This is a genomic window from Janthinobacterium sp., from assembly GCF_009923995.1.
Lineage (GTDB): Bacteria > Pseudomonadota > Gammaproteobacteria > Burkholderiales > Burkholderiaceae_D > Janthinobacterium.
Window position 1 is genome coordinate 17,678 of record NZ_RFSK01000045.1, and the last position, 24,708, is coordinate 42,385.

At 62.6% G+C, this 24,708-nt stretch carries 27 protein-coding genes; 1 reads left to right on the plus strand and 26 read right to left on the minus strand.

The annotated features are described in order from the left end of the window. The first annotated feature begins 13 nt into the window (after nucleotides 1–13). Nucleotides 14–514, plus strand: a complete 501-nt coding sequence (locus EBS11_RS20055; RefSeq protein WP_290605679.1) for a hypothetical protein — start codon at nucleotides 14–16, stop codon at nucleotides 512–514. A gap of 84 nt (nucleotides 515–598) precedes the next feature. Here EBS11_RS20055 and tatC read toward each other — a convergent pair whose 3' ends face one another. The 26 genes from tatC to EBS11_RS20185 form a co-directional block, all read right to left on the minus strand. Then, nucleotides 599–1,354: a twin-arginine translocase subunit TatC gene (gene tatC / locus EBS11_RS20060; protein WP_290605681.1), complete on the minus strand. Its 756-nt coding sequence runs from the start codon at nucleotides 1,352–1,354 to the stop codon at nucleotides 599–601. Then, nucleotides 1,351–1,887, minus strand: coding sequence for a Sec-independent protein translocase protein TatB (gene tatB, locus EBS11_RS20065; RefSeq protein ID WP_290605683.1), 537 nt, complete (start codon nucleotides 1,885–1,887; stop codon nucleotides 1,351–1,353). The genes tatC and tatB overlap by 4 nt, the downstream gene beginning before the upstream one ends. A 48-nt stretch (nucleotides 1,888–1,935) precedes the next feature. After that, complete coding sequence (tatA, locus tag EBS11_RS20070; RefSeq protein WP_290605685.1) at nucleotides 1,936–2,172, minus strand: Sec-independent protein translocase subunit TatA; 237 nt, start codon at nucleotides 2,170–2,172, stop codon at nucleotides 1,936–1,938. Between the two features lie 80 nt (nucleotides 2,173–2,252). Next, a complete protein-coding gene (locus EBS11_RS20075) occupies nucleotides 2,253–2,624 on the minus strand; it encodes a histidine triad nucleotide-binding protein (protein WP_290605687.1) in 372 nt (123 codons plus the stop codon). Between the two features lie 15 nt (nucleotides 2,625–2,639). Next, a complete protein-coding gene (locus EBS11_RS20080) occupies nucleotides 2,640–3,011 on the minus strand; it encodes a phosphoribosyl-ATP diphosphatase (protein ID WP_076569447.1) in 372 nt (123 codons plus the stop codon). Then, a complete protein-coding gene (hisI, locus tag EBS11_RS20085) occupies nucleotides 3,008–3,442 on the minus strand; it encodes a phosphoribosyl-AMP cyclohydrolase (protein ID WP_290605689.1) in 435 nt (144 codons plus the stop codon). Before hisI ends, EBS11_RS20080 begins: the two co-directional genes overlap by 4 nt. 27 nt (nucleotides 3,443–3,469) lie before the next feature. Beyond that, nucleotides 3,470–4,231 carry an imidazole glycerol phosphate synthase subunit HisF gene (hisF, locus tag EBS11_RS20090; RefSeq protein WP_152255889.1) on the minus strand — a complete coding sequence of 254 codons (762 nt, stop codon included), beginning with the start codon at nucleotides 4,229–4,231 and terminating at the stop codon, nucleotides 3,470–3,472. Nucleotides 4,232–4,291: 60 nt separating this feature from the next. Then, nucleotides 4,292–5,065 carry a 1-(5-phosphoribosyl)-5-[(5-phosphoribosylamino)methylideneamino]imidazole-4-carboxamide isomerase gene (hisA, locus tag EBS11_RS20095; protein ID WP_092801515.1) on the minus strand — a complete coding sequence of 258 codons (774 nt, stop codon included), beginning with the start codon at nucleotides 5,063–5,065 and terminating at the stop codon, nucleotides 4,292–4,294. Nucleotides 5,066–5,119: 54 nt separating this feature from the next. Beyond that, complete coding sequence (gene hisH / locus EBS11_RS20100) at nucleotides 5,120–5,758, minus strand: imidazole glycerol phosphate synthase subunit HisH (protein WP_290605693.1); 639 nt, start codon at nucleotides 5,756–5,758, stop codon at nucleotides 5,120–5,122. A 35-nt stretch (nucleotides 5,759–5,793) separates the two neighbouring features. Further along, nucleotides 5,794–6,384 carry an imidazoleglycerol-phosphate dehydratase HisB gene (hisB, locus tag EBS11_RS20105; protein WP_092801522.1) on the minus strand — a complete coding sequence of 197 codons (591 nt, stop codon included), beginning with the start codon at nucleotides 6,382–6,384 and terminating at the stop codon, nucleotides 5,794–5,796. Nucleotides 6,385–6,403: 19 nt separating this feature from the next. Further along, nucleotides 6,404–7,498, minus strand: a complete 1,095-nt coding sequence (hisC, locus tag EBS11_RS20110; RefSeq protein WP_290605696.1) for a histidinol-phosphate transaminase — start codon at nucleotides 7,496–7,498, stop codon at nucleotides 6,404–6,406. A 33-nt stretch (nucleotides 7,499–7,531) separates the two neighbouring features. After that, nucleotides 7,532–8,497, minus strand: coding sequence for a site-specific DNA-methyltransferase (locus tag EBS11_RS20115; protein WP_290605741.1), 966 nt, complete (start codon nucleotides 8,495–8,497; stop codon nucleotides 7,532–7,534). A 5-nt stretch (nucleotides 8,498–8,502) separates the two neighbouring features. Then, a complete protein-coding gene (gene hisD, locus EBS11_RS20120; protein ID WP_290605698.1) occupies nucleotides 8,503–9,828 on the minus strand; it encodes a histidinol dehydrogenase in 1,326 nt (441 codons plus the stop codon). 24 nt (nucleotides 9,829–9,852) lie between these two features. Then, entirely contained in the window at nucleotides 9,853–10,521 is a 669-nt protein-coding gene (gene hisG / locus EBS11_RS20125) for an ATP phosphoribosyltransferase (RefSeq protein WP_070219646.1), read from the minus strand. 20 nt (nucleotides 10,522–10,541) lie between these two features. Then, the gene (gene murA / locus EBS11_RS20130) at nucleotides 10,542–11,792 is read right to left on the minus strand and encodes a UDP-N-acetylglucosamine 1-carboxyvinyltransferase (RefSeq protein WP_290605702.1); all 1,251 of its coding nucleotides are present in this window, start codon (nucleotides 11,790–11,792) and stop codon (nucleotides 10,542–10,544) included. Nucleotides 11,793–11,796: 4 nt separating this feature from the next. After that, nucleotides 11,797–12,033 carry a BolA family protein gene (locus tag EBS11_RS20135; RefSeq protein ID WP_290605704.1) on the minus strand — a complete coding sequence of 79 codons (237 nt, stop codon included), beginning with the start codon at nucleotides 12,031–12,033 and terminating at the stop codon, nucleotides 11,797–11,799. 58 nt (nucleotides 12,034–12,091) lie between these two features. Next, a complete protein-coding gene (locus tag EBS11_RS20140) occupies nucleotides 12,092–12,853 on the minus strand; it encodes an ABC transporter permease (RefSeq protein WP_290605706.1) in 762 nt (253 codons plus the stop codon). Then, entirely contained in the window at nucleotides 12,850–13,767 is a 918-nt protein-coding gene (locus EBS11_RS20145) for an ABC transporter ATP-binding protein (protein ID WP_290605708.1), read from the minus strand. Before EBS11_RS20145 ends, EBS11_RS20140 begins: the two co-directional genes overlap by 4 nt. A 210-nt stretch (nucleotides 13,768–13,977) precedes the next feature. Continuing rightward, a complete protein-coding gene (locus EBS11_RS20150; protein WP_290605710.1) occupies nucleotides 13,978–14,325 on the minus strand; it encodes an STAS domain-containing protein in 348 nt (115 codons plus the stop codon). Nucleotides 14,326–14,377: 52 nt separating this feature from the next. Beyond that, nucleotides 14,378–15,013 (minus strand): ABC transporter substrate-binding protein, encoded by a 636-nt coding sequence (locus EBS11_RS20155; protein ID WP_290605712.1) that lies wholly within the window; start codon nucleotides 15,011–15,013, stop codon nucleotides 14,378–14,380. A gap of 72 nt (nucleotides 15,014–15,085) precedes the next feature. Next, complete coding sequence (locus EBS11_RS20160; protein ID WP_290605714.1) at nucleotides 15,086–15,976, minus strand: VacJ family lipoprotein; 891 nt, start codon at nucleotides 15,974–15,976, stop codon at nucleotides 15,086–15,088. After that, nucleotides 15,973–16,443, minus strand: a complete 471-nt coding sequence (gene mlaD / locus EBS11_RS20165) for an outer membrane lipid asymmetry maintenance protein MlaD (protein WP_290605715.1) — start codon at nucleotides 16,441–16,443, stop codon at nucleotides 15,973–15,975. The genes EBS11_RS20160 and mlaD overlap by 4 nt, the downstream gene beginning before the upstream one ends. An 81-nt stretch (nucleotides 16,444–16,524) precedes the next feature. Continuing rightward, complete coding sequence (gene mlaE / locus EBS11_RS20170) at nucleotides 16,525–17,307, minus strand: lipid asymmetry maintenance ABC transporter permease subunit MlaE (protein ID WP_290605717.1); 783 nt, start codon at nucleotides 17,305–17,307, stop codon at nucleotides 16,525–16,527. Continuing rightward, nucleotides 17,304–18,113, minus strand: coding sequence for an ABC transporter ATP-binding protein (locus EBS11_RS20175; protein ID WP_290605719.1), 810 nt, complete (start codon nucleotides 18,111–18,113; stop codon nucleotides 17,304–17,306). The genes mlaE and EBS11_RS20175 overlap by 4 nt, the downstream gene beginning before the upstream one ends. A gap of 242 nt (nucleotides 18,114–18,355) precedes the next feature. Then, on the minus strand, nucleotides 18,356–19,819 hold the full coding sequence (locus EBS11_RS20180) for a glutamate synthase subunit beta (RefSeq protein WP_290605721.1): 1,464 nt from the start codon (nucleotides 19,817–19,819) through the stop codon (nucleotides 18,356–18,358). A 79-nt stretch (nucleotides 19,820–19,898) separates the two neighbouring features. Further along, on the minus strand, nucleotides 19,899–24,599 hold the full coding sequence (locus EBS11_RS20185; protein ID WP_290605723.1) for a glutamate synthase-related protein: 4,701 nt from the start codon (nucleotides 24,597–24,599) through the stop codon (nucleotides 19,899–19,901). Nucleotides 24,600–24,708: the final 109 nt, after the last annotated feature.

Here is a 24,708-nt window from a genome sequence, read left to right on the forward strand (position 1 = left end):
GTCAGGAGCGTCCATGCATATGCCCGTCCAGTTCGACACCCTCGATTACGCCAAACGCCTCGCCTCGGCAGGCGTACCCACGCCGCAGGCCGAAGCCCATGCGGCCGCCCTGGGCGACGTGCTGGGCTCGGCCGTCGTCGTGCACGGCGAACTGGCGGCGCTGGAGCGCAATCTGCTGGGGGAAATCAAGCTGGTGGCACAGCAGCTCGATACTAGGACGCATGCCCTGGATCTGAAAATAGATGCACTGGAGCTCAAACTTGACACCCGGATCGATGCGCTGGAGTTGAAGCTCGACACGAAGATCGATGCACTGGAACAGAAATTCGACACCCGGATTGATCTGCTGGAGCAGAAGTTCGACGCCAGGATCGATACCCTGGACCAGAAATTCGACGCCCGCCTGGAACGCCTGGACTTGCGCCAGGGTGCCGACATGAAACACGTCTACTGGATGATGAGCACCCTGATCCTGCTGAACCTGGGCATCCTCAGCAGACTGATGCTGCAGTAAGCGCTCACCAACATGGCCCGCCATAAAAAAAGCCGCTGCGCCCGGGGAAGGACAGCTGCTTTTTCCTGCGTGCCGGCTTGCCGGCTAGGACGCCTCTTCCGGCGCCTGTGTCGCCCTGACGAAGACGGGCGCCACCAGCAAGCCCAGTTCGAACAGCAGCCACATGGGGACGGCCAGCGAAAACTGGCTGACCACGTCGGGCGGCGTGACGATGGCGGCGATCACGAAGGCGCCGACGATGACATAGGGGCGCACTTCCTTGAGCTTGGCGACGGAAACGAGGCCCATGCGCACGAGGATCACCACCACCACGGGCACTTCGAAGGTGGCGCCAAAGGCCAGGCACATCGACATGACGAAATCGAGGTAGTTTTCGATATCGGGCGTGACGGCGATCGAGGAGGGCGCGAAATTGCTAATGAAGTGAAATACACGGCCAAAGACAAAGAAATAGCAGAAGGCCACGCCAGCCATGAACAGCAGCGACGAGGAGATGACGAGCGGCGCGATCAGGCGCTTTTCATGCGTGTACAGGCCGGGCGCGATAAACGCCCACATCTGGTACAGCACCCATGGCAGCGAGACGATAAAGCCCAGCAGCAAAGTCACCTTCATGGGGATCAGGAACGGCGACACCACGCCCGTGGCGATCAGCTTCGAGCCGACGGGCAGCGAAGCGAGCATGGGCGCGGCGATGAAATCGTAGATGTGCGAGGCGCCCGGCCAGTAAAACAGGACGCCGCAGACGATGGCGAAGCCGATCGAAGCCTTGACCAGGCGGTTGCGCAGCTCGACCAGATGCGAGATAAAGGTTTCTTCCACCGGGGATTTGCTACTCATGAGTAAAAGGAGGAGGAACTGGCACGCGGACGGAAGCGCGCCACGCGGGCCGCCGCCGACTGCACGTGCAGCTTGCCGCCGTGGCGCTGCTTGTACCAGCCGGGGATGGCGGAATTGCGCACCAGCTTCTTGCGGCGGAATTCGCGTGCCTTGCGGGCCAGGTCATCGTTGGTGGCGCGCAGCATGGCTTCATGGGCGTCGTGTTGCCCATCGTCATATGTACTTGCATCGCCGCGCCAGGCGCTTTCCACCTCGGCCAGATTGCCGGAAATCGAGTTTTCCACGCCATGCATGGATTTCTCCACGCTTTGCTTGACGGAATGGGCCGCATCCTGCACTTCCTTCTGCAGGTTTTTCAGCTCTTCCAGCTCGATTTCGCGCGTGACTTCGGATTTCACCTGGTTCAGGTAGCGTTGCGCGCGGCCATACAGGGTGCCGGCCATGCGCGCCACTCTCGGCAGCTTTTCAGGACCGATGACTATCAGTGCGACCACGCCGATGATGGCGATTTTAGAGAGACCGAGATCGATCATAAGCGGACAAGGGCTGTTACCGGACGAGGCAAGCGCCCCGCCACGCTATCAGAACTTGTTTTTCTCTTTCGTCTCGACGTCGATGGTGCTTTTGTCGGCCACTTGCGATGGCGCAGCAGGAGGGGTATTGGCTGCCGGGGCATCCTCGTCGCCCTTGACGCCATCCTTGAAGCCTTTGACGGCCTTGCCGATATCACCGCCGATATTGCCCAGTTTCTTGGTGCCGAAGACCAGCATCACAATGACCAGAACGATCAGCCAGTGCCAAATACTCAATGAACCCATCACATTCTCCTTGCGGGCCGGTGCCCGAATAGCGTCAACCAATGCGGGTAGTATACACGCGAACCCCGCACACGGCGAAATCAGTGCTGACCGCGCCAGGGACGGGGACCGCCGTACACGTGCAGGTGCAGGTGATACACCTCTTGCCCTCCGTTCGGGCCGCTGTTGATCATGGTCTTGAAACCGCCCGACGGCACGCCGTCGGCGTCATAGCTGACGGCGCAGCCGAACTCGGCGGCGAGCTTCGGCGCCAGGCGCAGCAGCTTGCCCAGCACCTCCGTATGGCTGTCGTCGCAGTCGGACAGGCTGGCCACGTGGCGCTTCGGGATCAGCAGCAGGTGCACGGGTGCGGCCGGGTTGATGTCCTTGAAGGCCAGCAAGTCCTCGTCCTCGTAGACGATAGTCGAAGGAATTTTCTTAGCAGCAATCTTGCAAAAAATACAGTTATCCACGTACGCTCCAGTCAGTCAGTGTTTGTCCGCTTCGCCCGCATCACGCAATTCATCCTTGCGCGCCGCCTTTTCTTCCAGTCCGGACAGGCCTTCGCGGCGCGCCAGCTCGTCGAGCACCTGCTGCGGCGTCAGGTCGAACTGCGCCAGCATCACGAGGGAATGGAACCACAGGTCGGCGCACTCGTACAGCACTTTGGACGGGTCGTTGTCGCGCCGCGCATCCTTGGCCGCCATCACGGTTTCCGTCGCCTCTTCGCCGATTTTTTTCAAGATGGCATCGTCACCCTTGGCAAACAGGCGCGCCACGTAGGAAGTGGCCGGATCGCCGCCATTGGCCAGCTTGCGCGATTCGATCACGGCGGCCAGGCGCTTTAAAGTTTCACTCATTTCTTGGTTTCCGCGTAAATCGTGTCAGGATCTTTCAGCACGGGGTCGGTGACTTGCCATTCGCCCGTTTTCTCGTCGCCTTCGAACTTCTGGAAGAAGCACGAGTGGCGGCCCGTATGGCAGGCGATGCCGCCGGCCTGCTCGATTTTCAGCAAGACCACGTCTTCGTCGCAATCGAGGCGGATTTCCAGCACCTTTTGCGTGTGGCCGGACTCTTCGCCCTTGTGCCACAGTTTCTTGCGCGAACGGCTCCAGTACACGGCTTCGCCCAGCTCCACCGTGCGCGCCAGGGCGTCGCGGTTCATCCAGGCAAACATCAGCACGTCATTGCTGCCCGCTTCCTGCGCGATCACGGGCACGAGGCCGTGTTCGTCCCACTTGACCTTTTTCAGCCACTTGGCATTGCTCGCTACGATAGTTCCGTTTTGCATAGTGTTCTACCTGCTTCCATCCTTTGTTTACGCCAGGCGCATGGGTATGCCCTGCTGCGCCATGAACCGCTTGGCTTCCTGCACCGTGTGCTGGCCATAGTGGAAGATGCTGGCGGCCAGCACGGCATCCGCGCGGCCCACCTTGATGCCATCGACCAGGTCCTGCAAGCCGCCCACGCCGCCCGAGGCGATGACGGGAATGCTGACGGCATCGGACACGCCCCGCGTCAGGCCCAGGTCGAAGCCCACCTTGGTGCCGTCGCGGTCCATGCTGGTCAGCAAAATTTCACCGGCCCCCAGGCTTTCCATTTTACGCGCCCATTCGAAGGCGTCCAGGCCCGTGGCATTGCGCCCGCCGTGGGTAAATACTTCCCACTTGCCGGGCGACACCTGCTTGGCGTCGATGGCCACGACGATGCATTGCGAACCGTGCTTTTGCGATGCCTCAAACACCAGCTGCGGGTTCGTCACGGCCGAGGTGTTGATGCTGACCTTGTCGGCGCCCGCGTTGAGCAGGCGGCGCACGTCTTCCACGACGCGCACGCCGCCGCCCACCGTCAGCGGGATGAACACTTGCGACGCCACCGCTTCGATGATGTCGAAGATCAAACCGCGGTTGTCGCTCGAGGCGGTAATATCGAGGAAAGTGATTTCATCGGCGCCCTGCTCGTCATAACGGCGGGCGATTTCCACGGGATCGCCCGCGTCGCGCAGTTCCGTGAAGTTGACGCCTTTGACGACGCGGCCATTCGTCACGTCGAGGCAGGGGATGATACGTTTTGCAAGCATGATGGTATCCAGATTGTCGCCAGGCCCGGGCATGCACGCGCACGCCCCGGCCAGGCTGGCTTAAACGGCGGCGTCGGTCAGTTCGTCGGCGCGTTCCTGCGCCTGCGCCAGGTCGATCGTGCCTTCATAGATGGAACGGCCGCAGATCACGCCTTCGATGCCTTCGGCCTGGACGGCGCACAGCGCTTCCACGTCGCCGATGTTGTGCAGGCCGCCCGAGGCGATGACGGGAATCTTGACGGCTTGCGCCAGCTTGACGGTGGCTTCGATGTTGATGCCGCCCATCATGCCGTCGCGGCCGATGTCCGTGTAGATGATCGATTCGACGCCGTAGGCCTCGAATTTCTTCGCCAGGTCGATCACTTCGTGGCCGGACATCTTGCTCCAGCCATCCGTTGCCACCTTGCCATCCTTGGCGTCGAGGCCGACGATGATGTGGCCGGGGAAGGCGCTGCACGCGTCATGCAGGAAGCCGGGGCTTTTCACGGCCGCCGTGCCGATGATGACGTAGCTGATGCCCGCGTCCAGGTAGCGCTCGATGGTGTCGAGGTCGCGGATGCCGCCGCCCAGCTGCACGGGGATTTCCTCGATGTCGTTTTCCACGGCAAAGTCCTGCACCGCTTGCAGGATGGCTTTCACGGCGCCTTCGTTCTTCGGCTTGCCGGCAAAGGCACCGTTCAGGTCGACCAGGTGCAGCCGGCGCGCGCCCTGCATCAGCCAATGGCGGGCCATCTCGGCCGGGTCTTCGGAAAATACGGTGGCAAGTTCCATATCGCCTTGTTTCAGGCGTACGCAGTGACCGTCTTTCAGGTCGATGGCGGGAATGAGCAGCATGGTCAGTGTGGTTTAGAGTGAGTGAGAGGCGGAAAAAAAGCCGGAGAGCTAACGTTAAGGTTGCCAGTGAACGAAGTTCTTGTACAGCTGCAAGCCAGCGGCAGCACTTTTTTCAGGGTGAAACTGTGTCGCGAAAATATTATCACGGGCGACGGCGCAGGCGAATGGCGCGCCATAGATAGTCTCGCCGACCGTGTGCGCGGCCACTTGAGGTTGAGCAAAATAGCTGTGCACAAAGTAAAAATACGCCTGGTCGGCAATGCCGTCCCACATCACATGGGACGCCGTTTGCCGCACTTGGTTCCAGCCCATCTGCGGCACCTTGAAGCGCGAGCCATCGTCCTGCACCTGACCGTCGAGCTGGAAGCGCACGACCTTGCCTGGCAGCAAGCCCAAGCCGGCCGCGTCGCCTTCCTCGCTGCTGTCGAACAGCATCTGCTCGCCGATGCACACGCCCAGCACGGGCTTGCTGTCGGCGGCGCGCAGCAAGGCTTCCAGCACGCCCGATTCGCGCAGGCTGCGCATGCAGTCGGGCATGGCGCCCTGGCCCGGCAGGACGATGCGGTCGGCGCTGTCGATGTCGGCCGGCGCGCCGGAAATGCGCACATCCGCTTCCGGCGCCACGGCGCGCAAGGCCTGCGCCACCGAGCGCAGGTTGCCCATGCCGTAATCCACCACCACAATTTTATTCATGTTTAATCTCGGAATCTACAGGGGATGGCGGGCGCTTACAGGCTGCCCTTGGTCGACGGAATGATGCCGGCCGCGCGCTCGTCGAGCTCGGCAGCCATGCGCAGCGCGCGGCCAAAGGCCTTGAACACGGTTTCGCACTGGTGGTGGGCATTCGTGCCGCGCAAGTTGTCGATATGCAATGTCACGCCCGCATGGTTGACAAAGCCGCGGAAAAATTCCAGGGTCAGGTCGACGTCGAAGCCGGCGATCATGGCGCGCGTAAACGGGATGTGGTATTCGATGCCCGGGCGGCCCGAGAAATCGAGCACCACGCGCGACAGCGCCTCGTCCAGCGGCACATAGGCGTGGCCGTAGCGGCGGATGCCCTTCTTGTCGCCGATGGCCTTGGCCACGGCCATGCCCAGGGTGATGCCCACGTCTTCCACCGTATGGTGGTTGTCGATATGCACGTCGCCCGTCGCCTCGATATCGAGGTCGATCAGGCCGTGGCGGGCGATCTGGTCCAGCATATGGTCGAGGAAGGGTACGCCCGTGTTCAGCTTTTGCTGGCCGGTGCCGTCCAGGTTGAGGGCGACGCGAACTTGCGTCTCATTGGTGTTGCGCGTGATTTCTGCGGTGCGGGTCATGGGAGGCTCTGGCGGTAGGCTAAACGAGGGATGCCTTGAAGGCATCGTAAAAAAGGGAATTCTCTTCCGGGGTGCTGACGCTGATGCGCAGGCAATTGACCAGCGCAGCATGCATTTTACTCATATTTTTAATTAACACCCTGCGGGCAAGCAGTTTGGCGCAAACATCGTCGGAATCGGCCACACGAATCAGAAGAAAATTTGCCTTCGAGGGAAACACGGTCACGCCCGGCAGTTCCGCCAGGCGCAATGCCATGTCGTCGCGCGCGCTGTTGAGCAAGTCCGCCTGGGCATTGAGCACGTCGAGGTGTTCGAGGGCGAATTCGGCGGCCGCCTGCGTCAGCACATTCACATTGTAGGGCGGACGCACCTTCTCGAACTGCGCCAGCAGGGCCGGCGCGGCCGACATGTAGCCCAGGCGAATGCCGGCCAGGCCCAGTTTCGACACGGTGCGCATCACCACCAGGTTCTCGAACTCGGGCAGGCGGCCCATGAAGCTGTGCTGCGCGAACGGTTCATACGCTTCGTCGACGACGGCGATGCCCGTGTCGCCCAGGGCCGCAAGGATGCGTTCGATGTCGGCGCCGGCAAACAGGTTGCCCGTCGGGTTGTTCGGATAGGCGAGGAAGACCAGCGCCGGGCGGTGCTGTTCGATGGCCGCCAGCATGGCCGGCATGTCCAGGCTGAAGTCCGGGTTCAACGGCACGCCGACGAAATCCATGCCGGCGAACTGCGCCGAGCGGGCATACATGACGAAGGCCGGCACGGGCGCCAGCAGCACGGCGCGCTTGCCCGGCTCCTGGGTGGCGCAGGCCATGGCCAGGATGGAGATCAGTTCGTCGGAGCCGTTGCCCAGCATGACGTCATAGCCGGCGGGCACGCCCAGCCGGGCGCAGATGGCCTGTTGCAGGCTGGCGTAGGACGGCGGGTAGCGGTTCAGCGCCACGCCGGCCAGGCGCGCGCCCAGCTCCTCGCGCAGGTGCTGCGGCAGCGGATACGGGTTTTCCATCGCATCGAGCTTGACGTAGCCGCTGGCGTCGGCCACCTGGTAGCTCTTGACGGCCTGCACGTCGGGCCGCACGGTGTTGCTGATTAACTGATCGAGGAAAGACATGCTGCAAACACTCCTGATGGAATTAAATGGAGACTAAACGACGACATCTTCCGGCACGGCGGCGCTGGGCGCCTTGCGGGCCGGCGCTTTTTTCACGGCGGGCGGCTTTTTCGCCGCGGCCGGTTTCTTGCCGGCCGCCTTGGCGGCCTTCGGCGCGGTGCTGGTCGCTGCGGCGCGGCCCTTGGCCGGCGCCTTCTTCTTTTCCACCTTCGGCGCGGCCGGTTCGGCCAGCTCCTGGGCGAGCGCCGTCAATCGCTGTTCGATGATGGCGCAGTAATCGGGATTCAGTTCAAAGCCGACGAAATCGCGCCCGCAGCGCTTCGCCGCCAGCGCCGTCGTGCCGCTGCCCATGAACAGGTCGAGCACCACGCCGCCGGGCGGGCACGAGGCCTTGACCATGCGCTCGATGATTTCCAGCGGCTTTTGCGTCGGGTGGTCGGCCCGTTCCGGGTGTTCCTTGTGCAGGCGCGACACGCTCCACAGGTCCTTCGGGTTGTAGCCCACTTCCAGCCATTTGGCGCCGATGAAGATCGAACGCGAACGGGCTTTCTTGGTGGCCGCGTCGTAGGCGATGCGCACGGCGTCAAGGTCGAAGTAGTAATCCTTGCGCTTGACGAAGAAGCCGATGGTGTCGTGCACCGATGAAAAGCTGCGCACGCTGCCGCCCATGGACGGCACGCGGCGGTCCCAGATGATTTCATTCATCATCGCCATGCGCTGCTTGAGCATGACGAAGATCTCCGGCGAATAGCGCCAGGTGAGGAAGATATACAGGCTGCCGTTGGCTTTCAGCTTGGGCAGCGCCGCATCGATCCACTGTTCCGTCCAGCGCAGGTAGTCGGCCACGGACTGCTGGTCCGACGCATTGCCGTAATCCTTGCCCAGGTTGTACGGCGGGTCCGTCAGGATCAGGTCCACCGAGCCATCGGGAATGCGCGCCAGTCCCGCCAGCGCGTCTTCGCAATACACCCGGTTGACCCAGTCCGGCAGGTCCGCCATCGTCGTCATGGCTGCGGCTTCAGGCGCAGTTCGGCGCTGCGCGCGTGCGCCTGCAAGCCTTCGCCGTACGCCAGGGTGGCGGCGACACGGCCCAGCGTCTGCGCGCCCGCTTCGCTCACGTGGATGATGGACGAGCGCTTCTGGAAGTCGTACACGCCCAGCGGCGACGAGAAACGCGCCGTGCGCGACGTCGGCAGCACGTGATTGGGACCGCAGCAGTAGTCGCCCAGCGATTCGGACGAGAAGCGGCCCAGGAACATGGCGCCCGCGTGGCGGATCTGCTCGGCCCACTGCTGCGGGTTGTCCGCCGAGATTTCCAGGTGCTCGGCCGCGATGGCATTGGCGATGTCGCACGCCTCGGCCATGTCGCGCACCTTGATCAGCGCGCCCCTGTCCTGCAGCGAGGTGCTGATGGTGGCCTGGCGCGGCATCGTCTGCAGCAGCTTGGCGATGCTCTCTTCCACCCGCGCGATGTAGCCGGCGTCAGGGCACAGCAGGATGGCTTGCGCCAGCTCGTCGTGCTCGGCCTGGGAAAACAGGTCCATGGCGACCCAGTCCGGGTCCGTCGTGCCGTCGCACAGCACGAGGATTTCCGACGGTCCCGCGATCATGTCGATGCCGACGATGCCGAACACGCGGCGCTTGGCGGCGGCGACAAAGGCGTTGCCGGGTCCGACGATCTTGTCGACGGCGCCTATCGTCTGCGTGCCGTAGGCCAGCGCGCCGACGGCTTGCGCGCCGCCGATGGTGATCACGCGCGTCACGCCGGCGATGGCGGCGGCGGCCAGCACCATCTGGTTTTTCACGCCGTCGGGCGTCGGCACGACCATGATGATTTCGCCCACGCCCGCCACATGCGCGGGAATGGCGTTCATCAGTACGGACGACGGATAGGCCGCCTTGCCGCCCGGGACGTAGATGCCGACCCGGTCCAGCGGCGTGATCTTCTGGCCCAGCACCGTGCCATCGGGCTCGGTGTAGGTGAAGCCGCGCAATTCCTCGCGCTGGCGTTCGTGGAAGGCGCGGATGCGCTGGGCGGCAATCTGCAGCGCCTCGCGCTGGGCCGACGGCAGGCCGTTCAGCGCCGCCTGCAGTTCGGCTTGCGAAATGTCAAACGCCGCCATTTCCGCCGCGCCGCCATGCGGGATGCGGTCGAAGCGGTTGGTGTATTCCAGCACGGCGGCGTCGCCGCGCGTTTTCACATCGGCCAGGATTTTTGCGACCGACGTTTCAATCGCTTCATCGGTGCCCGCCTCGAACGCCAGCAGCGTGTCGAGCGATTGTTGGAAACCTTCCTGGCTTGAATCGAGCTTGCGTATCTGTATCGGCATAATCGGCTTTCTGCTACTGAATGTCTAGGCTTGCGAGGCGCGTTCAAACGCCTCGATAATCGGCTGCAAGCGCTCGCGCTTGAGCTTCAGGGCGGCCTGGTTGACCACCAGGCGCGACGAGATTTCCATGATGTGCTCGACTTCGACGAGGTTGTTCGCGCGCAAGGTGCTGCCCGTGCTGACCAGGTCGACGATGGCGTCGGACAGGCCGACCAGGGGCGCCAGCTCCATCGAGCCATACAGCTTGATCAAATCGACGTGCACGCCCTTGGCGGCGAAGTGCTCGCGCGCCGTGTGCACGAACTTGGTGGCCACGCGCAATCGCGCGCCCTGGTGCACGGCCTTTTCATAGTCGAAGCCGGCCTGCACCGCCACCGACATGCGGCAGGAGGCGATATTCAGGTCGATCGGCTGGTACAGGCCTTCGCCGCCGTGCTCCAGCAAGACGTCCTTGCCCGCCACGCCGAAATCGGCCGCGCCGTACTGCACGTAGGTCGGCACGTCGCTGGCGCGCACGATGATGACGCGCACGTTCGGATCGTTGGTGGCCAAAATCAGCTTGCGCGACGTCTCCGGGTTTTCCAGCACCTTGATGCCCGCCGCTTCCAGCAGCGGCATGGTGTCCTCGAAAATGCGCCCTTTCGAGAGCGCCAGGATCAGCTGGGAGCTGTCGCCGTTGTTCGATCCGTTCATGCTCGTTCCTTTTCTTGTTTTTACTTGATGCGCACGATGTTCGCGCCGACGGCCGACAGCTTCACTTCCATGCGGTCGTAGCCGCGGTCGAGGTGATAGATGCGGTCGATCAGGGTTTCGCCATCGGCGGCCAGGGCCGCGATCACCAGCGATGCCGAGGCGCGCAGGTCGGTCGCCATCACGGGCGCGCCGCGCAGCTGCTTGACGCCGGCGATGATGGCCGTGTTGCCCTCGATGGTGATGTCGGCGCCCAGGCGGTTCATTTCCTGCACGTGCATGAAGCGGTTTTCAAAAATCGTCTCGGTGACGCGGCTGGCGCCGTTGGCGATGGTGTTCACCGCCATGAACTGCGCCTGCATGTCGGTCGGGAAGCCCGGGTATTCCGTGGTGCGGAAGCTGACGGGGTTCGGGCGGGCCGACATCTCGGCGCGGATCCAGTCGGCGCCGAAGGTCATCGTCAGGCCCATGGCGCGCAGCTTGTCGAGCGCCGCGTCGAGGATATCGGTGCGCACGTTGCGCAGGGTGATGTCGCCGCCGGTGGCTGCCACGGCGCACAGGAAGGTGCCCGTCTCGATACGGTCGGCGATGACCGCGTGCGAGGCGCCGTGCAGCGCGTCGACGCCCTGGATCACCAGGCGGCTGGTGCCGATGCCGTCGATCTTCGCGCCCATGGCCACCAGCAGGTGCGCCAGGTCGGTCACTTCCGGTTCGCAGGCGGCGTTTTCCAGGATGGTCTCGCCTTCGGCCAGGGTCGCGGCCATCAGCAGGTTTTCCGTGCCGGTGACGGTGATCATGTCGGTGACGATGCGCGCGCCTTTCAGCTTGGCGCACTTGGCGTAGATGTAGCCGGCCTCGATGCGGATCTCGGCGCCCAGCGCTTCCAGGCCCTTGATGTGCTGGTCGACGGGACGCGAACCGATGGCGCAGCCGCCCGGCAGCGAGACCTTGGCTTCGCCGAAGCGCGCCAGCATGGGGCCCAGCACGAGGATCGAGGCGCGCATGGTCTTCACCAGTTCATACGGCGCTTCCAGGCTGGTGATGGCGCTGCCGTTCAGGACCACGCGGTCGCCGTCCTGCTGCACCTTCAGGCCCGTCTGGCCCAGCAGTTTCAGCATGGTGGCGACGTCGTGCAGGTGCGGCACGTTCGTCAGGTCCAGGTCGCCCGCCGTCAGCAGGCCCGCGCACAGGATGGGCAGGGCGGCGTTTTTCGCGCCGGAGATAGCGATGTCGCCGTTCAGGCGGTTGCCGCCGTTGATCAGGAGCTTGTCCATGTGCTTATCCTTGGAATTCTTCAGGTGTCAGGGTTTTCATCGACAGCGCGTGGATTTCCTCGCGCATGCGGTCGCCCAGCGCCGCGTAGACGATCTGGTGGCGCGCGATCAGGCGCTTGCCGGCAAATTGCGGCGAGACGATGACGGCCTGGAAGTGCTGGCCATCGCCCTCCACTTCGAGGTGCGTGCATTCGAGGCCGGCAGACAGATAGCCGTGGATCAGTTCTGGAGTGGTGGTCACGATAAGTCCTTGATATTGAATAATGTAGTGATATGAGGTGCCGCAATCAATGGCGTGATCAATGGCGTAGGCGGTAGCCGCTTTTCAGCAGGCGGATCGACACCAGCGCCAGGATCACGAGGAAGCCGGCGACGATGGAAAGACTGAGCCAGGGGCTGACGTCGGAGGTGCCGAAGAAGCCGTAGCGGAAGCCGTCGATCATATAGAAGAAGGGGTTCAGGTGCGACACCGACTGCCAGAACGCGGGCAGCGAGTGGATCGAGTAGAACACGCCCGACAGGAAGGTGGCCGGCATGATCAGGAAGTTCTGGAAGGCGGCCAGCTGGTCGAATTTCTCGGCCCAGATGCCGGCGATCAGGCCCATGGTGCCCAGCATGGCGGCGCCGAGGAAGGCGAAGATGACGATCCACAGGGGCGCGACGAACGACAGGTCGGCGAACCAGCAGGTGATGGCAAAGACGCCAAAGCCCACGGCCAGGCCGCGCGCGACGGAAGCGAGTACATACGCCGAGAAGATTTCCCAGTGCGACAGGGGCGTGAGCAGCACGAACACCAGGTTGCCCGTGATCTTGGACTGGATCAGCGAGGACGAGGAATTGGCGAAGGCGTTTTGCAGCACGCTCATCATCACCAGGCCGGGGATCAGGAAGGCCGTGTAGCTGACGCCGGGGCTGGGCTCCACGCGGCCGTCGAGCACATGGCCGAACACCAGCAGGTAGAGCATGGACGTGAGCACGGGCGCGGCCACGGTTTGCGTCGCCACCTTCCAGAAGCGCAGCGTCTCCTTGTAGACGAGGGTGCGGAATCCTGTCGAAATCATACGGTACCTTTATCCATGATCTGCAAGAAGATATCTTCCAGGTCGGCTTGTTGCAATTGCATTTCATCGATCTCGACGCCCGCTTCGCGCAGGCGGGCGAGGATTTTCTCGACTTCGCTGTATTCGTTGACGCGCAGGCTGAACTTGTTCGGCGCCTGCTGCTCTTCCGGGTGCAGCACCAGGTGCTGCAGGTCGGCCGGCAGGCTGCCGTGCTTGAGGTGCACCTGCAGCTGCGAGCCGGCGATGCGGCGGATCAGGGCCGACATGGTGTCGAGCGCCACCACCTTGCCGGTTTTCAGCATGGCCACGCGCTGGCACATGGCTTGCGCCTCTTCCAGGTAGTGCGTGGTCAGCACGACCGTGTGGCCGCCTTCGCGGTTCAGGCGCGAGATGAACTTCCACAGGGTCTGGCGCAGTTCCACGTCGACGCCGGCCGTCGGCTCATCGAGCACGATGACGGGCGGCTTGTGCACCAGCGCCTGGGCGACGAGCACGCGGCGCTTCATGCCGCCGGACAGGGCGCGCATATTCGTGTCCGCCTTGCCCGTGAGGTCCAGGTTTTCCATGACCTCGTCGATCCACTTGTCGTTGTTCGGCAGGCCGAAATAGCCGGACTGCAGGCGCAGGGTCTCGCGCACGGTGAAAAACGGGTCGAACACCAGTTCCTGCGGCACCACGCCCAGGTTGCGGCGCGCATTGCGGAAGTCGCTGACCACGTCGTGGCCATGGATCTTGACGGTGCCCGCATCGGGGCGTATCAGGCCGGCGATGATGGAAATGAGCGTGGTCTTGCCGGCGCCGTTGGGACCGAGCAGGCCGAAAAATTCGCCTTCCTCGATGGCCAGCGACACGCCGCCCAGCGCCTTGAGCGATTTATAGCTCTTTTCTACATTCGTTATTTGAATTGCGGTCATGTGCTTGTTTCAAGTGTAATGCGTCTGGTGTGATGCGCCAGTTGCCGGTGCAATGCAGGCCGGCTGGCCGGTGCAGGGCGCCCCTTCCGCAGAGGGTGGCGCAACAGTCAATTATAGTTGGAAACTTCGTGGAACACTTGGAGATCAATCCGGCGGCGCTGCTGGCCTGCCGGCTTGAAAGCTACTGCTGATGCGGGGAGTGGGACAGGATCAATGATGATGCAGGTCGGACGGGCTGCGTTCGGCGTGGCCGCCGGCGCTGCCGCAGTCCTCGGCCGTCAACGTGCTCGAGACGAGCGAGCAGACGCCATACAGCTTGGTGAGGTTTTTCAGGTTCGTCGGCAGGTTCTTCAGCTCCAGCACGCCGCCCGCGTCCTGCGCGGCGCGTTGCCACGACAGCATGACGGAGACGGCGGCCGAATCGACGGCCTTGACGTTGCGCAAGTCAAACTTCGTCTGGCCCGAGCGGATGGCGTCCAGACCCTGCTCCAATGCCGAGGTGGCATTGTGCACGGTCAGGGAAGTCAGGGACTGCAAGGTGTCGAGAGAGTCGGGCATGGCGTCGGGCTGCGCTGGTCTGGAGCTGGGTCAGGAGCTATATGATAGCCGATTATTTGGCTTTGACGGCAGGACGGCTGGCCAGGGCCTTGTTTTTCGCCTGCAAGGTCTTGATCAGGCCATCGATGCCGCCCTTGCTGATCTCGCTGGCAAAGCTGCTTTTGTACGTTTCCACCAGCCACGCGCCCAGCACGTTGATGTCATAGATCTTCCAGCCCGCCGGGGTTTTCGCCACGCGGTAGTTCAGGGGCACGGGTTCGCCGCGCGCCATGTTCACCTGCGAGCGCACTTCCACTTCCGTATCGCTCGGATCGGCGCGCAGCGGCTTGAATTCCACGGTTTCATTCTTGATCTGCGACAAGGCGCCCGAATACGTGTAGATCAGCAGGGTGCGGAATTCGTTGGACAGCTGCTTTTGCTGGTCCGGCGTGGCATCGCGCCAGTAGCGGCCGGCGGCCAGGGCCGTCATGCGCTGGAAATCCACGTAGGGCAGGATCTTGCTTTCGACCAATTCGGTGACGCGCTTGATGTCGCCGGCCTGGATGGCCTTGTCCGTCTTGGCCGTGTCGATCACGTCCTGGCTGATGCGTTTTACCAACACATCGGGCGCTTCCACGGCCGGGGCAGCCTGGGCGGCGGTGGCAAAGGCGATCGTCGCCATCGCGAGCAGTTGTTTCATCAATTTCATGGTTTTACCTTTCATGGTGTTGCTGTGCACCGGCTGGCGTTCATCGCAGCCGTGGTGTTCTTGTACCGTAGTCTACTCCTGCGGCTTGGCCTCGGAAGCAACGGTATTGCTACCAGATGTTACGAGGTCGGCAGGTGCCACTTCGGCAGCCGGGACCGCTTGTGCGGCCACTTTCGGCTGTTGCGGCGCCTGTTTCACGTCCTCTTCCGGCTCATAATCGCTGCTGTCGTTCTTTTTCGGCGACAGGCGGTCGCGGCGGTTCGTATCGCCATCGAATACCTTGTTTTCGCGCGCCTGCAGGAAGCCGTCGCGGATGAATTCATAGCGGTCCAGCGCGGCCGCTTCCATCAGGTTGGTGGCGTCGAGCAGCGCGGCACGCTTGTCGACCACGCGCGTCACCGTGCCGATATTGCGCACCGAGACCGGCTCCTTGTAGCGCCACGGGTCGCCCGTGATGTCGAGCGGCAAGGCCACCGTGTCGCGCACGGTCGACGGGCCCAGCAGCGGCAGCATCACGTAGGGACCAGGCTGCACGCCGTACCAGCCCAGGGTCTGGCCAAAGTCTTCGCTGTGCTTGGGAATTCCCGCCTGCGACGCGATGTCGATCAGGCCGAAGATGCCGAAGGTCGAGTTCATGCCGACGCGCACGACGTCCTGCAAGCCCGCCTCACCCTTGCCTTGCAGCAAGTTGTTCACGGCGCTCCAGACATCGGCCAGGTTGCCGAAGAAATTGCCCACGCCCGTCTGCACGAACGATGGCGTTACCGTCTTGTAGGCCGTGGCGACCGGTTTCAGGGCCACCTCGTCGACGGTATCGTTGAATTTGAACATGGCGCGGTTGTACCCTTCCAGCGGGTCGCGCGGATTGGTGCCGGTGGCACAGGCGCTCAGCGTGGCAGCGATGGCGATCGCCAGGCCGATACGCGCCAGGCTGCCGTGGGATTGCATGGTCGACTCGCTCATTTGCTGTCCTTTCCGTCTGCTGCCTTGCTGTAGATGAACTGATTGATCAGGTCTTCCAGCACTGTGGCCGATTGAGTACGGGCAATCTTGTCGCCCTCTGCCAGGTTGGCCAAATCACCGCCCGCTTCCAGGCCGATGTATTGCTCACCGAGCAGACCGGCCGTCAGAATCTTGGCCGAGCTGTCTTTCGGAAATTTGTAGCCATCTTCGATGTCGAGCTTGACCAGCGCCTGGTAGGTCTTGTCGTCAAACGAGATCTGTGCCACGCGCCCCACCACCACGCCGGCGCCCTTGACGGGTGCCTGCGGCTTGAGGCCGCCAATATTGTCGAACTTGGCAGTAATGGTATACGTCTTGCTGAAGGACAGCGAGCTCATATTGCCGGCCTTGAGCGCCAGAAACATCAATGCCGCCACTCCCAGCAAGACGAACAAGCCGACCCAGACATCCAAAGATTTACGTTGCATAAACAATCCTAAATAATTTTTACTTGCCGCCACCTGCGCAGAACACTGCCCAGGCCGCTAATTTTTGTCGCCGATCAGCAATTACTTGCTAAACATCAAAGCCGTCATCATGAAATCGAGCCACCACACCATCAGCGATGAAATCACCACCGTGCGCGTGGTGGCGCCGGACACGTCTTCCGGCGTCGGCTGCGCCTGGTAACCCTGGAACAGGGCGATGAACGTCACCGCAATGCCGAAGACCAGGCTCTTGATGGTGCCATTGCCCACTTCCTTCCAGACATCCACGCCGCTTTGCATCTGCGACCAGAACGACCCTTCATCGACGCCGATGAGGATCACACCCACCAGATAGCTGCCGATGATGCCGACGGCCGTAAAGATGGCGCCGAGGATCGGCATGGCGATCACGCCGGCCCAGAAACGGGGGGCCAGCACGCGCTGGATGGGGTTCACGGCCATCATTTCCATGGCGGACAATTGCTCGCCCGCCTTCATCAGACCGATTTCCGCCGTCAGCGACGTGCCGGCGCGGCCCGCAAACAGCAGCGCCGTGACGACGGGACCCAGTTCGCGCGTCAGCGACAGCGCCACCAGCAAGCCCAGCGACTGCTCGGCGCCATACGTCGTCAGGGTGTAATAGCCCTGCAGGCCCAGCACCATGCCGACGAACAGGCCGGACACGGCGGTAATCACCAGGGAGCGATTACCAATAAAAAACAGTTGCTCGATCACCAGGCGCGGACGGCGCCACAGGCCGCCCGAGGAGGCGATGATGAGAAAGAACGAGCGCACGGCAAAGCCGAGATCTTGTACCGAATTGCGCAACCATGCTCCGATAGCCGCCAGGAAACGCGCGATCATCGGCCCGCTCCCGCATGCAGACCCAGGTCGTCGGCCAGCGACTTGCCCGGATAGTGGAACGGCACGGGACCGTCGGCCTCGGCATTGACGAACTGCTTCACGTACGGATGCGTCGACACGGCCATCTCGGCCGGCGTGCCGTGCGCCACGATCTTGCCCGATGACAGAAAATAGACATAATCAGCGATGGCGAAACACTCCTTCACGTCGTGCGATACCAGGATAGACGTGGAGCCCAGCGCATCGTTCAAATTGCGGATCAAATTGGCCGTCACGCCCATGGAAATCGGGTCCAGGCCGGCGAACGGCTCGTCATACATGATCAATTCGGGGTCGAGGGCGATGGCGCGCGCCAGCGCGACGCGGCGGCCCATGCCGCCGGAAATCTCGGCCGGCTTCAATTGCGCCGCATTGCGCAAACCCACGGCGTGCAGCTTCATCAGCACCAGGGTGCGGATCAGCTCTTCATTCAGGTCCGTGTGCTCGCGCAGGGGAAAGGCCACGTTCTCGAACGCCGTCAAGTCCGTAAACAGGGCGCCGTGCTGGAACAGCATGCCCATCTTGCGACGCAACTGATATAACTGGTCGGTCTTGAGCGTATGCACGATCTGGCCGTCGATATTCACGGAACCCGAACTGGGGCGCAATTGTCCGCCGATCAGGCGCAGTACGGTCGTCTTGCCGCTCCCGGAACCACCCATGACGGCCACAACTTTTCCACGTGGGAAATCCATTTGAAGGCCCGATAAAATCGAACGTTCTCCATAGGCAAAGTGTAAATCACGGATTTCAACAAGATTTGGCACGACGAGGCTCGCTATTTTAATGGCGTATTGTAGTGCAGAAACGCCAATCTCTGCTGAGACACCCCCTTGGACCGCCCGCTACTGGGGGAGAATACAACACTAATGAATCAAAAGTCAGATATTTTATTGTAAAAAACGCGAGGCTGCACGCCGGCGGCACCCGCCGGAGGCGGCGTGAACAAAATAACAAGGGGCCACGACGCATCGCGCGCCGTGGCCCCTTGCTTGCCAAACTGGAAAGTTTAACGTGGCAACAAGGAGTTGCCCATCAGGAATGCATCGACGGCGCGCGCGCACTGGCGTCCTTCGCGGATGGCCCACACGACCAGCGACTGGCCGCGGCGCATGTCGCCGGCGGCAAACACCTTCGGCACCGACGTCTGGTAGCAGCCCTCACCGTCCGTCGTCGCCTTGACGTTGCCGCGCGCATCCGTATCGACGCCGAACGCTTCCAGCACCTGTTGCACAGGGGAAACAAAGCCCATGGCCAGGAAGACCAGGTCGGCCTTCATCTCGAATTCCGAGTTCGGCACTTCGCTCATCTTGCCATCTTTCCATTCCACGCGGCAGGCGATCAGCTTTTCCACCTTGCCGCCCTTGCCTTCGAAACGCTTGGTGGCCACGGCCCAGTCGCGCTCGCAGCCTTCCTCGTGCGAGGACGAGGTGCGCAGCTTGGTGGGCCAGTACGGCCAGACGAGCGGCTTGTTTTCCTGTTCCGGCGGCTGCGGCATCAGTTCGAACTGGGCCACCGAGGCGGCGCCGTGGCGGTTCGACGTGCCCACGCAGTCGGAACCCGTGTCGCCGCCGCCGATCACCACCACATGCTTGCCCGTGGCCTTGATCTGGTCCTTGAGCTTGTCACCCGCGTTGACCTTGTTTTGCAGGGGCAGGAAATCCATGGCGAAATGCACGCCTTTCAGCTCGCGGCCCGGCACGGGCAAGTCGCGCGGCTGCTCGGCGCCGCCGGCCATGATGACGGCGTCGAATTCCTTTTCCAGGTCTTCCGGGAAAATGGTTTCCTTGGCCCAGTTGTTCACGTTGGCAGGGAAATCCTTGCCGACCAGCACGCTGGTGCGGAAGACCACGCCTTCGGCTTCCATCTGTTTCACGCGCAGGTCGATGTGCGATTTTTCCATCTTGAAGTCGGGGATGCCGTAACGCAACAAACCACCGACCCGGTCGCTCTTCTCGAACACGGTGACGGCATGGCCGGCGCGCGCCAGCTGCTGCGCCGCCGCCAGGCCGGCGGGGCCGGAGCCCACGATGGCCACTTTCTTGCCCGTGCTGAATCCTGCCGGCTGCGGCGTGACCCAGCCGTGTTCCCAGCCCATGTCGATGATTTTATGCTCGATGGACTTGATGCCGACGGGATCTTCATGGATGCCCAGGGTACAGGCCGATTCGCACGGCGCCGGGCAGATGCGGCCCGTAAATTCCGGGAAGTTATTCGTCGAATGCAGAATATCGAGCGCTTCGCGGTAGGCGCCGCGATACACGAGGTCATTCCAGTCGGGAATGATGTTATTCACCGGGCAACCCGTGGTGCAGAAGGGGATGCCGCAGTCCATGCAGCGCGCGCCCTGCACGGTCGCTTGCGCGTCCGACAGGTGCAGCACGAATTCCTTGTAGTTCTTCAGACGCGCGGCAGGCTCCAGATAGTGCTCGTCCTGGCGCTTGAATTCCATGAAGCCGGTAATTTTACCCACGATGTTTCCTTTGTATTTGGCTGGCGGGGAGCGGCCGGGCCGCTCCCTGGTCATTCAGATGGCAATGAGCTTGGCTGGCTCAGGCGGCGACGGCTTGCACTTCCATGGCGGCATCGGCCGCCATTTCGATCAGCGCACGCTTGTATTCGTTCGGGAAGACCTTCACGAACTTGCCGCGCGCCGCGGCCCAGTCGTCGAGCAGGACGCGGGCGCGGGTGCTGCCCGTGTGCTTGAAGTGACGCTCGATCAGGCGCTTGAGGATCACTTCGTCCGCTTCCGGCGCGCCGTCGCGGTGCTGCGTATGCCAGGCGTCGCGGTCCACATGCTGTTCCGCTGCGGACACGACCTTGTCCAGGCTGACCATGGCCGTGTTGCAGCGGCTGGCAAAGTCGCCCGCCGGGTCGTACACATAGGCGATGCCGCCCGACATGCCGGCCGCAAAGTTGCGTCCCGTGTTGCCCAGGACCACGACCGTGCCGCCCGTCATGTATTCGCAGCCATGGTCGCCCAGGCCCTCGACCACCGTGGTGGCGCCCGAGTTGCGCACGGCGAAGCGTTCGCCCGCCACGCCGTTGAAGAAGGCTTCGCCGGCAATGGCGCCGTACAGCACCGTGTTGCCGATGATGATGTTGTCCACGGCCCAGCCGCGGAATTCCGTATTCGGCCGCACGATGATGCGCCCGCCGGACAGACCTTTACCCACGTAATCGTTGCCCTCGCCCACCAGGTCGATGGTGATGCCATGCGCCAGGAAGGCACAGGCCGACTGGCCCGCCGTGCCTTGCAGCTGGATGTGGATGGTGTCGTCCGGCAAGCCGGCATGGCCGTATTTCTTCGCCACTTCGCCGGACAGCATGGTGCCCACCGTGCGGTTGACGTTGCGCACGGGCGAAATGAAGGAGACGCGCTCGCCCTTTTCCAGCGCCGCGCGCGCCTGCGCGATCAGCTTGTGGTCCAGCGCCTTTTCCAGCGCATGGTCCTGGTTTTCCACGTGGCGGCAGGCTTGTTCGCCCGTCGTTTCCGGTTTGTGGAAGATGGCCGAGAAGTCCAGGCCCTGCGCCTTCCAGTGCGTGATCGCCTTCGACTTGTCCAGCAGGTCGACCCGGCCGATCAGCTCATCGTAGGTACGGATGCCCAGCTGCGCCATCAGTTGACGGGCTTCCTCGGCGACGAAGAAGAAGTAATTGACGACGTACTCGGGCTTGCCGGAGAACTTGGCGCGCAGGACGGGGTCTTGCGTGGCCACGCCCACCGGGCACGTATTCAAGTGGCATTTGCGCATCATGATGCAGCCTTCGACCACCAGCGGCGCCGTGGCGAAACCGATCTCGTCGGCGCCCAGCAGGGCGGCGATGACGACGTCGCGGCCCGTCTTCATCTGGCCGTCCGCCTGTACGCGGATGCGGCTGCGCAAGCCATTGAGGACCAGCGTTTGTTGCGTTTCTGCCAGACCCAGCTCCCACGGCGTACCCGCATGTTTCACGGACGACAAAGGCGACGCGCCCGTGCCGCCGTCGTGGCCGGCGACGACCACGTGGTCGGCCTTGGCCTTGGTGACGCCGGCGGCGACCGTGCCGATACCCACTTCCGACACCAGTTTCACGGAAATCGAGGCGCGCGGATTGGCATTCTTCAAGTCATGGATCAGCTGCGCCAGATCTTCGATGGAATAGATGTCGTGGTGCGGCGGCGGCGAAATCAGGCCCACGCCCGGCACGGAAAAGCGCAGGCTGGCGATGTATTCGGACACCTTATGGCCCGGCAGCTGGCCGCCCTCGCCCGGTTTCGCGCCCTGCGCCATCTTGATCTGGATCTGGTCGGCCGAGTTCAGGTAGGCGGCCGTGACGCCGAAACGTCCCGATGCCACCTGCTTGATGCGCGAGCGCATGGAATCGCCTTCCTGCAGGGGAATGTCGACGACGATCTGCTTGCTGCCCACGACGGACGCCATGGTGTCGCCCTGGCGGATGGGGATGCCCTTCAATTCCTGCGTGTAGCGGTTCGGATCTTCGCCGCCCTCGCCCGTGTTCGACTTGCCGCCGATGCGGTTCATGGCCACGGCCAGGGTCGCGTGCGCTTCCGTGCTGATGGAACCGAGCGACATGGCGCCCGTGGCGAAGCGCTTGACGATTTCCTTGGCCGGTTCCACTTCGTCGAGCGGGATGGCCTTGGTCGGGTCGAGCTTGAACTCGAACAGGCCGCGCAAGGTCAGGTGGCGACGGCTCTGGTCATTGATGATCTGCGCATATTCCTTGTAGCTGGAGAAATTGTTGCTGCGCGTAGAGTGTTGCAGTTTCGCAATCGCGTCCGGCGTCCACATATGGTCTTCGCCCCGCACGCGGAAGGCGTATTCGCCGCCCGCGTCGAGCTTGTCAGCCAGCACGGGATCGTTGCCGAAGGCCAGCGCGTGCAGGCGCAGCGCCTCTTCCGCCACTTCAAACACGCCGATGCCTTCCACGTTCGAGGCCGTGCCCTTGAAGTATTTGTCGACCAGCGACTTGTTCAAGCCGATGGCTTCGAAAATCTGCGCGCCGCAGTAGGACATATACGTGGAAATGCCCATCTTCGACATGACTTTCATCAAGCCCTTGCCCACCGCCTTCGTGTAGTTGTAGATGGCCTTGTCGCCGGACAAGTCGCCCGGCAAGCCGTGCGCCAGTTCGACCAGGGTTTCCATGGCCAGGTAGGGGTGGACGGCTTCCGCGCCATAGCCTGCCAGCAGGGCGAAGTGGTGGGTTTCACGGGCCGAGCCCGTTTCCACGACGAGGCCCGTGGAAGCCCGTAAACCCTTGCTCACCAGGTGCTGATGCACGGTGGAGGTGGCCAGCAGGGCGGGGATCGCCACCTGGTCGGCGCAGATGGCGCGGTCCGACACGATCAGGATGTTGTGGCCGGATTTCACGGCATCGACGGCTTCCGCGCACAGCGACGCCAGGCAGGCTTCCACGCCTTCCTTGCCCCAGGCCAGCGGGTAGCAGATGTCCAGTTCATACGACTTGAACTTGCCGCCCGTGTGGGCGCTGATGTTGCGCAAACGGGCCATGTCGTCAAAGCCCAGCACGGGCTGCGCCACTTCCAGACGCATGGGCGGATTGACGTTGTTGGTATCGAGCAAGTTCGGTTTCGGGCCGATGAAGGATACGAGCGACATCACCATCGCTTCGCGGATGGGGTCGATCGGCGGATTCGTCACCTGCGCGAACAGTTGCTTGAAGTAGTTATACAGCGGCTTCAATTTGTTCGACATGACGGCCAGCGGCGAGTCATTGCCCATCGAGCCCGTCGCCTCTTCACCGGCCACGGCCATCGGCGCCATGAGGAATTTCAAGTCTTCCTGGGTGTAGCCGAAGGCTTGCTGGCGGTCCAGCAGCGATGGCTGGGCTTTTTCGCCCTGGGCGCGGTCCTGCTTGACCTGCCCTTCCAGCATCTTGATCTCGTCGAGCTTGATGCGCACCGAGTTGATCCACGCCTTGTAGGGCTTGGCGTTGGCGTAGGTGTTTTTCAGTTCCTGGTCGTCGATGATGCGGCCCGCTTCCAGGTCGATCAGGAACATTTTGCCAGGCTGCAAGCGCCACTTCTGGATGATCTTCGATTCCGGGATCGGCAGCACGCCCGATTCGGACGCCATCACCACCAGGTCGTCGTCCGTGACGATGTAGCGGGCCGGGCGCAAGCCGTTGCGGTCCAAGGTGCCGCCGATGTGGCGGCCATCCGTGAACGCCATGGCGGCGGGGCCGTCCCACGGTTCCATCATGGCCGCGTGGTATTCATAGAAGGCGCGGCGGTTGTCATCCATCGTCGTGTGGTTTTCCCACGCTTCCGGAATCATCATCATCATGGCCTGGGCGATGGGGTAGCCCGCCATCAGCAGCAGTTCCAGCGCATTGTCGAAGCAAGCCGTGTCGGACTGGCCTTCATAGATCAGGGGGAACAGCTTTTGCAGGTCCTCGCCCAGCACGGCCGACTTCATGACGCCTTCGCGGGCGCGCATCCAGTTGAAGTTGCCTTTCACCGTGTTGATCTCGCCATTGTGGGCGATCAGACGGTAGGGGTGGGCCAGCGGCCATTCGGGGAAGGTATTCGTCGAGAAACGCTGGTGCACGAGGGCCAGGGCCGAGATGCAGCGCGCATCCTGCAAGTCCTTGTAGTACACGCCCACCTGGTCGGCCAGCAGCAAGCCTTTATAGACGATGGTGCGGGCCGACATGGACGGCACGAAGAATTCCTTGCCATGCAGCAGTTTCAAGGCCTGGATGGCGTGGCCCGAGGATTTGCGGATCACATACAGTTTGCGCTCGAGCGCGTCGGTCACCATGATGTCCGGGCCACGGCCGATGAAGATCTGGCGGATGACGGGTTCCTTGGCGCGCACGGTGGGCGACATCGGCATGTCCGTATCGATGGGCACGTTGCGCCAGCCGAGGATGACTTGTCCCTCGATGCGCACGGCCCGTTCGATTTCCTGTTCGCACGCGATGCGCGACGCGTGTTCCTTCGGCAGGAAAACCATGCCCACGCCGTATTCGCCAGGCGGCGGCAATTCCACGCCCTGCTTGGCCATCTCTTCGCGGTAGTACTGGTCGGGAATCTGGATCAGGATGCCGGCACCATCGCCCATCAGCGCATCGGCGCCCACGGCACCCCGGTGATCGAGGTTTTTCAGAATCAGCAAGCCCTGTTCAACAATGGAATGGGTCTTGTTGCCCTTGATATGGGCGACGAAACCGACGCCGCAGGCATCGTGTTCATTGGCTGGGTCGTACAGGCCTTGCGCTTTCATGGGCTTCTCCGCTGCGTATGGATATCGAAAAACTAGAGTAGTGCAACGCAACAAAAAACTCAATCAGAACAATTAGGGTCGGAGTCAGATTAAATTCGTTTCCGTCGCT

Bases quoted from the DNA above. Each gene is read 5' to 3' on its own strand.
- hisH (WP_290605693.1), bottom strand. From the start codon at position 5,758: ATGAATAAAATTGTGGTGGTGGATTACGGCATGGGCAACCTGCGCTCG.
- hisD (WP_290605698.1), bottom strand. From the start codon at position 9,828: ATGCCGATACAGATACGCAAGCTCGATTCAAGCCAGGAAGGTTTCCAA.
- murA (WP_290605702.1), bottom strand. From the start codon at position 11,792: ATGGACAAGCTCCTGATCAACGGCGGCAACCGCCTGAACGGCGACATC.
- hisB (WP_092801522.1), bottom strand. From the start codon at position 6,384: ATGACCCGCACCGCAGAAATCACGCGCAACACCAATGAGACGCAAGTT.
- EBS11_RS20145 (WP_290605708.1), bottom strand. From the start codon at position 13,767: ATGACCGCAATTCAAATAACGAATGTAGAAAAGAGCTATAAATCGCTC.
- hisF (WP_152255889.1), bottom strand. From the start codon at position 4,231: ATGCTTGCAAAACGTATCATCCCCTGCCTCGACGTGACGAATGGCCGC.
- EBS11_RS20055 (WP_290605679.1), top strand. From the start codon at position 14: ATGCATATGCCCGTCCAGTTCGACACCCTCGATTACGCCAAACGCCTC.
- tatB (WP_290605683.1), bottom strand. From the start codon at position 1,887: ATGATCGATCTCGGTCTCTCTAAAATCGCCATCATCGGCGTGGTCGCA.
- EBS11_RS20185 (WP_290605723.1), bottom strand. From the start codon at position 24,599: ATGAAAGCGCAAGGCCTGTACGACCCAGCCAATGAACACGATGCCTGC.
- EBS11_RS20155 (WP_290605712.1), bottom strand. From the start codon at position 15,013: ATGAAATTGATGAAACAACTGCTCGCGATGGCGACGATCGCCTTTGCC.
- EBS11_RS20080 (WP_076569447.1), bottom strand. From the start codon at position 3,011: ATGAGTGAAACTTTAAAGCGCCTGGCCGCCGTGATCGAATCGCGCAAG.
- EBS11_RS20115 (WP_290605741.1), bottom strand. From the start codon at position 8,497: ATGGCGGACCTGCCGGACTGGGTCAACCGGGTGTATTGCGAAGACGCG.
- mlaD (WP_290605715.1), bottom strand. From the start codon at position 16,443: ATGCAACGTAAATCTTTGGATGTCTGGGTCGGCTTGTTCGTCTTGCTG.
- mlaE (WP_290605717.1), bottom strand. From the start codon at position 17,307: ATGATCGCGCGTTTCCTGGCGGCTATCGGAGCATGGTTGCGCAATTCG.
- EBS11_RS20160 (WP_290605714.1), bottom strand. From the start codon at position 15,976: ATGAGCGAGTCGACCATGCAATCCCACGGCAGCCTGGCGCGTATCGGC.
- tatA (WP_290605685.1), bottom strand. From the start codon at position 2,172: ATGGGTTCATTGAGTATTTGGCACTGGCTGATCGTTCTGGTCATTGTG.
- hisI (WP_290605689.1), bottom strand. From the start codon at position 3,442: ATGCAAAACGGAACTATCGTAGCGAGCAATGCCAAGTGGCTGAAAAAG.
- hisG (WP_070219646.1), bottom strand. From the start codon at position 10,521: ATGAACGGATCGAACAACGGCGACAGCTCCCAGCTGATCCTGGCGCTC.
- tatC (WP_290605681.1), bottom strand. From the start codon at position 1,354: ATGAGTAGCAAATCCCCGGTGGAAGAAACCTTTATCTCGCATCTGGTC.
- EBS11_RS20140 (WP_290605706.1), bottom strand. From the start codon at position 12,853: ATGATTTCGACAGGATTCCGCACCCTCGTCTACAAGGAGACGCTGCGC.
- hisA (WP_092801515.1), bottom strand. From the start codon at position 5,065: ATGCTGCTCATTCCCGCCATCGACCTGAAAGACGGTCACTGCGTACGC.
- hisC (WP_290605696.1), bottom strand. From the start codon at position 7,498: ATGTCTTTCCTCGATCAGTTAATCAGCAACACCGTGCGGCCCGACGTG.
- EBS11_RS20150 (WP_290605710.1), bottom strand. From the start codon at position 14,325: ATGCCCGACTCTCTCGACACCTTGCAGTCCCTGACTTCCCTGACCGTG.